7 protein-coding genes are annotated in these 7,980 nt (G+C 63.3%); 2 read left to right on the forward strand and 5 right to left on the reverse strand.

Annotation, left to right across the window (positions count from 1 at the left end; translation table 11 throughout):
• Window positions 1-115 precede the first annotated feature (115 nt).
• The 3 genes from CH256_RS09145 to CH256_RS09155 form a co-directional block, all read right to left on the reverse strand.
• A complete protein-coding gene (locus CH256_RS09145) occupies window positions 116-835 on the reverse strand; it encodes a DUF2334 domain-containing protein (protein WP_179272050.1) in 720 nt (239 codons plus the stop codon).
• Window positions 836-890: 55 nt separating this feature from the next.
• Window positions 891-1,400, reverse strand: a complete 510-nt coding sequence (locus tag CH256_RS09150) for a glutathione peroxidase (protein WP_068283301.1) — start codon at window positions 1,398-1,400, stop codon at window positions 891-893.
• Between the two features lie 130 nt (window positions 1,401-1,530).
• Window positions 1,531-2,928 (reverse strand): cation:dicarboxylate symporter family transporter, encoded by a 1,398-nt coding sequence (locus tag CH256_RS09155; RefSeq protein WP_094639284.1) that lies wholly within the window; start codon window positions 2,926-2,928, stop codon window positions 1,531-1,533.
• Window positions 2,929-3,102: 174 nt separating this feature from the next.
• Here CH256_RS09155 and CH256_RS09160 point away from each other — a divergent pair, with 174 nt between their 5' ends.
• Both CH256_RS09160 and CH256_RS09165 read left to right on the forward strand, forming a co-directional pair.
• Complete coding sequence (locus CH256_RS09160; protein WP_256989411.1) at window positions 3,103-4,656, forward strand: sensor histidine kinase; 1,554 nt, start codon at window positions 3,103-3,105, stop codon at window positions 4,654-4,656.
• The gene (locus tag CH256_RS09165) at window positions 4,653-5,327 is read left to right on the forward strand and encodes a response regulator (protein ID WP_068049855.1); all 675 of its coding nucleotides are present in this window, start codon (window positions 4,653-4,655) and stop codon (window positions 5,325-5,327) included. Before CH256_RS09160 ends, CH256_RS09165 begins: the two co-directional genes overlap by 4 nt.
• A 49-nt stretch (window positions 5,328-5,376) precedes the next feature.
• Here CH256_RS09165 and CH256_RS09170 read toward each other — a convergent pair whose 3' ends face one another.
• Window positions 5,377-7,503 (reverse strand): S9 family peptidase, encoded by a 2,127-nt coding sequence (locus CH256_RS09170; protein WP_094669410.1) that lies wholly within the window; start codon window positions 7,501-7,503, stop codon window positions 5,377-5,379.
• Window positions 7,500-7,980 (reverse strand): phosphoribosylaminoimidazolesuccinocarboxamide synthase (locus CH256_RS09175; protein ID WP_306438709.1); only part of this gene is annotated, 481 nt, incomplete at its 5' end. The genes CH256_RS09175 and CH256_RS09170, both read right to left, overlap by 4 nt.

Consider the following 7,980-nt stretch of genomic DNA (forward strand, 5'->3'; position numbering starts at 1 on the left):
AGCGGTGCAATGGCACATTCACGCCACAACCCCGTTCGCGTGAATGGCCATTGCACCGCTCAGACGGCTGCAGTGGTCCATTGACGCGAACGGGGTGAGTGCGGTCGTAGACTCGTCAGCGATGAGTAATTCGAGCGTGACCCTGGACGACATCGTTGCCGCACATCGACTTCTGCGCGAGCGCAATCCGCTGGTGCAGGGAGAGGTCGATGGCGTCGAGGATTGCCTGTCGCGGTCCCGGGCGTCCGAGTTGCTTGGCACTGATGGCCAGGCGCACCACTCCGTCGCGGCGGGCGGTGCGGCCTGCGCCGAGTACCAGTGCCTTGAACCACCAGGGTTCGGCTTTGAATCCTTCGCCGATTCCCCAGACCCGGGCGCGGACCACGCCGTCCCGGTCGAGATCGTGAATACCGTTCAGCGCCGCCAACATTCGGAAGCCCGCGTCGGGGAGCGCTTCGACAGCTCCGGGTGAGGCGATCCACCGCGGAGCGGCGAAGATTCGAGTGCGCAAGCCCGTCTGTTCCATGACGCGGTCGGCGGCCATCAGACGCAGTCGTGCTTCGTGACGCGGCAGCGAGGAGAACTCGGATCGTCGACGCTTCGTCGCGGCCTGGTCGTAGCCGTGCAGAACGATCGCGTCGCCGCCGTCGCGTCGCGCCCGCAACCATTCCTGGGTCGGTACGTCCGCTGCGAGGCGGTATTTGTCCTTCAACCGAGGTGCTACGAGCAGCGACAGCGGAACACCGCGACCGTCGAGGATCCGCGCGAACTCGGCGGCGTGCTCGTAGGTGTCGTTCTTGATTCCGCTCACCGACACGATCAGGCGTCCAGACATGACTCGAGCCTCGCACACCAGCGTGAACGAGGCTCGACGTCGATGCAGACAGAACCTAAACGGCCATCGTGTCCTTCGGCAGGATCTTGTCGATCGCTGCGAGCACCTCGGGTGCGTCCGGCTCGGTGCGCGGACGGAAACGATCGGTCACGACGCCGTCGGGCGAGATCAGGAACTTCTCGAAGTTCCACTGGACGTCTCCGGCCTTGCCGTCGGCGTCTTCGGTCTTGGTCAGTTCGGCGTACAACGGGTGCTGGTTGTCACCGTTGACGTCGACCTTCTCGGTCATCGCGAACGTGATGCCGTACGTGGTGGAGCAAAAGGTCTCGATCTCTTCTGCGGTGCCGGGTTCCTGGCCACCGAACTGATTGCAGGGCACTCCGACGACAGACAGGCCTCGCGCCGAGTATTCGTTTGCGAGCTTCTCGAGCTTTTCGTACTGCGGGGTCAGTCCGCACTTGGAGGCGACATTGACCACGAGGACCGCTCTTCCGGCGTACTCGTCGAGCGAGGTGGGCGCACCACCCAGCGTGTTGATGCCGATGTTCTGAACTTCAGTCATCATCCGAACTTACCTGTGAGTACCGACAGAATGGAACCGACGTACGAAAAACAAGAACGACCCCGCTGGTGGCGGGGTCGTTCTTGGTTCTTCCGAACCGGGCGACGGGGGGATGCGCGGCGCCCGGCAGGTATCACGCCTTGGCGGCGTGCTTTTCGATGATGACCTGCTTGTCGGCAGGTCGCTCGTCCTCGGGGAGGTGGTCGTCGACCATGGTCTCCTCGTCGAACGGCAGGCCGCCATCGAGAACGGTGTTGACCCGATCCTTGTCGATCGTCTTGGTCCAGGTGCCGACCAGCAAGGTTGCGACGGCATTACCGGAGAAGTTCGTCACCGCGCGGGCCTCGGACATGAACCGGTCGATGCCGATGATGAGGCCGACTCCGTCGAGCAGCTCGGGGCGGTGGCTCTGCAGGCCACCGGCGAGGGTTGCCAGGCCGGCTCCGGACACTCCGGCCGCACCCTTGGAGGCGATGATCATGAACAGCAACAGCGAGAACTGCTCTCCGAGAGAGAGCGGCATGTTCATGGCGTCGGCAATGAAGATCGAAGCCATCGTCAGGTAGATCGCGGTGCCGTCGAGGTTGAACGAGTATCCGGTGGGGACGACGATTCCGACGGTGGTGCGCTGCACTCCGACGTGCTCCATCTTGGCGATCAGACGCGGCAGGGCCGACTCGGACGAGCTGGTGGCGACGATGAGCAGGTACTCACGGGCCAGGTACTTCACCAGCTTGAAGATCGAGAAGCCGGTGACGAACTTGAGAATCAGGCCGAGGAAGAAGAAGACGAAGATGAAGCAGGTGATGTAGAACGCGAGCATCAAAGTGCCGAGTTGGACCACTGCGTTCCATCCCGTCGCTCCGACGACACCGGCGATGGCACCGAACGCACCGATCGGGGCGACCCACAAAATCATGGTCAGGACGCGGAAGACAAGCTTCTGTACTGCGCCGATGCCCTTGAGGATACCTTCGCCGCTCTTGCCCATGGCCTGAAGTGCGAAGCCTACGAGAACAGCGACGAACAGCGTCTGCAACACACTTCCAGCAGTCAGCGCGGAAACCAGCGTCTCCGGGATGATGCCGGCGATGAAGTCCATGGTGCCGCCGGCACCCTCAGCTTGATCGACGTACTTGTCTACCGCGCCGGAGCTGGGGATGTTCAGGCCCGTTCCCGGCTGGATGAGGTTGCCGACGACCATGCCGATGCCTAGCGCGATCGTCGACATGGCGATGAAGTAGCCGAGGGCCATTCCGCCGACGCGGCCGACACTGGCTGCGGCTCGGACGGCACCGATGCCGAGGACGATGGTGCAGAAGATGACCGGACTGATCATCATCTTGATCAGACTGATGAACAGCGTGCCGAGCACCGCGAGTTCCGTGCCGACACCCGGAGCGGTCAGGCCGACGATCACACCTGCGATCACGGCAATGATCACGGCAATGTAGAGCCAGTGAGTCTTGTCGCGCTTCTTCTTGGGCTCGGCTGGCGGATTGTCGAACCGCTCGGCATCGATGGTTGTCATGAGTCTTCCTTCTGGTTCAAATGAAGCGCGAGTCGAACTGCGGACTTCGTGACTACGGGGAGTGGAGTGAGGTGCATCACCCCTGCTGAGAGATGATGTTGCTGCACGAGGTGACAGGAGTCACCTATACGTTCATTTCGTTCACACCGACTGTTCTTGCGCGAAAGGAATCCGTTGTCCACCAAACGTCCGCTGAGCGTCGCCGGCCAGGTGTTGGTGTTGCAGCTCGTCGTCATCGGGGTCGTCGTGTTCGCCGGCGGCATCCTGACGGTGCTCAACGAACGGTCCAACAGCGACGACGCGACCCGACGCGAAGTCACGGCGATCGCGGTCAGCATCGCCAACGAGCCGTCGACGCCCATTGCGATCGAATCCGACGACCCGACGTCACGTCTGCAGCCGGAAACCGAGAAGATCCGTCAGGTCACCGGGGTCGACTTCATCGTCGTCATGGCCCCGGATCGCACGCGATTCACGCACACCACCGTCGACCTGATCGGTAAACCGTTCAGCGGCAACATCGATCGCGCGCTACAAGGTGAGACGTTCACCGAGACCTACGTCGGTTCTCTCGGGCCGTCGATCCGTTCGGTCACCCCGGTCACAGATACTGAAGGTGAGATCGTCGGCCTCGTTTCCGCCGGCGTCACCCGTCAGAAGATCAGTGATCAGTTCTTCCAGGGACTCCCGCTGATCATCGGGGTCGTGCTCGCTGCGTTCGTCGTCGCCGCAGCGGGATCGACGCTACTCAGCCGCCGGCTTCGGCGTCAGACACTGGGGATGGCACCGGCGGAACTGCGCACGATGTACGAGCATCACGATGCCGTCCTGCACTCGATCGGTGAAGGCTTGTTGGTGTTCGGCCGCAGCGACGAGGCGGAGTTGGTCAACGACGAGGCCCGACGCCTGCTCGATCTGCCGGAGGGCCCGGTCTCGCTCGCGTCGCTGCCGGAGTCGATGCAGCAGATGGACACCGGCATCGTGCGCGGTGAGTTGCATCTGACGAAGGATCGGGTGCTCGTCGTCAATCAGGATCCGGTGATGTGGGAGGGCCGACGCCTGGGCAATGTGCTGACCATCCGCGATCAGACCGAATTGCGTTCGTTGATGGGTGAATTGGACTCGGTGCGCAGTTTTGCGGAGTCGCTGCGTTCGCAGGCGCACGAGTCGGCGAACAGGCTGCACACCGTCATCACCATGGTCGAGCTCGGCCGGCCGCAGGAGGCCGTCGAGTTCGCCACCGCCGATCTCGAACTCTCGCAGACGCTGATCGACCGCCTGATGAACTCCGTCGGCGAGCCTGCACTCGCGGCGCTGCTGTTGGGCAAGGTCAGTCAAGCTGCCGAGCAGGGTGTGGAGCTCACCATCACCGACGACACGGCGATGGAGGACGAAGGAGTGCTGACGGCCCGCGAATTGGTCACGCTGGTAGGCAATCTGATAGACAATGCCATCGATGCCTCGAAAGAATCCGATCAGCCGTGGGTCGAAGTGACCGTCCGTGACGCCGACGCCGAACTCGTCGTACGCGTTGCCGACAGTGGTCCCGGAATGCCGCCCGAGACGCTGAAAGCTGCTCTGCGGCGCGGCTACTCGACCAAGTCCGGCTCACGCGGTCTGGGGCTGGCGCTGGTGGCCCAGGTCATCAACCGCCATCGGGGCACTCTGACGTCGGAAGTGACGTACGGATCTGTCATGGTTGCCACCATCCCGGGCTCGACATCGTGATCCGGGTACTGATCGTCGACGACGAACCCTTGATCGCCGAGGCCCACAAGACGTACGTCGAGCGCACCCCGGGCTTCGAGGTGGCCGGGGTGGTGCACACCGGCGCTTCGGCCATGCGCTTCGCCAGTACCGAGGCCGTCGATCTGGTGTTGCTCGACATCGGGCTGCCCGATGCGAGCGGCATCGACGTCGCGGCCGCGCTCGGTGGCCTGCGGCCGAGTCCCGACGTCATCGCCATCACCTCCGAGCGGGATCTGTCGGTGGTGCGTTCGGCGGTGGCACACGGCATCGTGCTGTATCTGCTCAAGCCGTTCACGTTCGCCGCGTTCCGCGACAAGCTCGAGCGCTATCGCGAATTCCATGCCGCGTTGCCTGCCGGCGAGAACGCGTCGAGTCAACGCGACATCGACCGCGCCATGGCACATCTACGAACAGCCGACGAACGCGTTTCGACGCCCAAAGGCATTGCTCCACAAACCATGGACGGCATCACCGCCAGCGTCAGAGAAGCCGCTGACGGACTCAACGCATCCGAGGCCGCCAAGGTCGTCGGAGTTTCCCGCGTGACCGCGTGGCGGTACCTCGAGCGCCTCGCCGACGACGGCCTGGTCACCCGGCACACCGAATACGGCAGAGCCGGGCGACCGCAGGTCCGTTACGTGTGGCGTTAGAGCGGCTGGCGCCGCATGTGAGCGGAAACTCGTAGCAGGCTACGAGTTTCTATGCACGTGCGCCGGAGGTGCTCACGATCCACGCGTACTCGAAGGCCGCTTCTTTCCATTTCTCGTATCGTCCGCTCACCCCGCCGTGGCCGGCGCTCATTTCGGTCTTGAGCAGCAGGTCGGAGTCACCCGTCTTCGTTGCTCGCAGGGCGGCAACCCATTTCGCGGGCTCGACGTACAGAACGCGGGTGTCGTTGATGGACGTGATCGCGAGGATCGACGGGTAGTCCTTGGCCTCGACGTTCTCGTAGGGGCTGTACGACTTCATGTAGTCGTACACCTCCTTGCTGGCCAACGGGTTTCCCCATTCGTCCCATTCGATGACTGTCAGCGGCAACGACGGATCGAGGATGGAGGTGAGCGGATCGACGAACGGAACGTTGGCGAGAATGCCGTTGAACAGCTCCGGCGCGAGGTTGGCCACCGCCCCCATCAGCAATCCGCCCGCGCTGCCGCCGTCGGCGACGAGATGCTTCGGCGAGGTGCGTCCGGTGTCGATGAGATGCTGTGCGGCAGCGATGAAGTCGGTGAAGGTGTTCTTCTTCTTCAGCGTCTTGCCGTTGTCGTACCAGTGCCGACCCATCTCACCGCCGCCGCGTACGTGGGCGACGACGAAGACGATGCCGCGGTCGAGCAGCGAGAGCCGGGCGACGGAGAACGACGGATCCATCGAGGCCTCGTACGATCCGTAGCCGTAGAGCAGCGTCGGCGCGGGGCCGTCGGGCACATCCTTGCGTGCGATGACCGACAGCGGAATCTGCGTGCCGTCCGGCGCAGTGGCCCATTCGCGGTGCTGAACGTAGTCACCGGCATCGAACTTGCCCAGAACCGGCTGCGATTTACGAAGCAGCAGTTCACCACTCGCGATGTCGAGGTCGTAGACCTGGCCGGGGGTGATGAACGAGGTGTAGACCATCCGAAGCAACGGCTGATCCCATTCCGGGTTGGAGCCGGCTCCGACGGAGTACAGCTCCTCGTCGAATTCGAGCTCGCGGTACTCGCCGTATCCCTGATCGGTCAGCGGCCAGATCGCCATGCGGGTCAAGGCTTCTCGCCGGTAGGTGAAGATCAGGTGGCCGGCGAACGCGTCGATGTCCTCGACGCGGACGTCGTCGCGATGCGGAACGAGGATGCGCTGATCGAGTGGGTCCGAGACCGGAGCCTCCGCGAGCAGGAAGTTCTCGGCCTTCTCACCCTCGGTGCCCCAACCGTTGACCGAACCGTTGTGGGTGATGAGGAATCGATCCTCACCGGCCACGACGGCGTGTTCGATGCTGTATTCGACGCCGTCCGTGCGGGGCAGTACGACGCGGAACTCGCCCTCGGGATCGGTGGACTCCAGCACGAGGCATTCGGAGGTGATCTTCGAGCCGACCCAGATCATCAGGTACTTCTCGCTGCGGGTGGAACCGAAGCCCACCCAGTAGCTTTCGTCGGGTTCGTGGAAGACCTTGACGTCCCCGGACTTGCCGAGGGTGTGCCGCCAGACGGTGTCGGGACGCCAGGATTCGTCGACCGTCAGGTAGAACACGTGCGTGGCGTCGGCAGTCCAGGTGGCCCCGGGCGCAACATTCTCGATGGTGTCGGCGAGCAGCTCGCCGGTCTCCAGGTTCTTGAAGCGCAGCGTGTAACGCTCGTCGCCCTCGGTGTCGGTCGAGTACGCCAGCAGCGTGCCGTCGAGGCTGATCGAGAACGCGCCGAGGGAGAAGAAGTCGTGACCCTCCGCTTCGACATTCGCGTCGAGCAGGACCTGCTCACCGGGAACGTCCACGTCGGACGACAGCGTGGGCGGGGTCCAGTCGTCGGGAGAATCGACGGGGCAACGGCATTGGAGACCGTACGACTTCCCCTCGACAGTGCGTGAGTAGTACCACCACTGCCCCATGCGCGTCGGCACGGACAGGTCGGTTTCCTGGGTCCGCGACTTGATCTCGTCGAAGATCTTGCCCCGCAACGATTCCAGGCCGGCGGTCTGCTGCTCGGTGTAGGCGTTCTCGGCTTCGAGGTAGGCGATCACCTCGGGATCTTCCTTGGCGCGCAACCATTCGTAGTTGTCGATGAAGGTGTCGCCGTGATGGGTGCGCTCGAGTGGCACCTTCTTGGCAATGGGTGGGGTGATCGTCATGGCGTGACCCAATCGTCGAAGTTCAGGCCCGAGATGCGCTCGTAGGCCTCGATGTAGCGGCTGCGGGTTGCGGCGACGATGTCGTCCGGCAACGGTGGCGGTGGAGTGTCGGAGTTGCGATCCCAACCGGAGTCGCCGGTCAACCAGTCTCGAACGAACTGCTTGTCGAAACTGGGCTGAACGCGACCTTCCTCGTACGAATCGGCCGGCCAGTAGCGCGAGGAATCGGGCGTGAGCACCTCGTCGGCGAGGACGAGGTTGCCGTCGGCGTCGGTACCGAACTCGAACTTCGTGTCCGCAAGGATGATTCCGCGTTCCAGAGCGAAGTTGGCTGCCCGCGTGTAGATCTCGATGGTGTCTTCACGCAACTTGAACGCAAGTTCGGCACCGACCTGCTCGACGGCCTGGTCGAAGGTGATGTTCTCGTCGTGGTCGCCCAGTTCCGCTTTGGACGCGGGGGTGAAGATCGCCTCGAAT

Origin of the sequence: Rhodococcus sp. 05-2254-6 (genome assembly GCF_002258565.1) — a bacterium.
Lineage (GTDB): Bacteria > Actinomycetota > Actinomycetes > Mycobacteriales > Mycobacteriaceae > Rhodococcoides.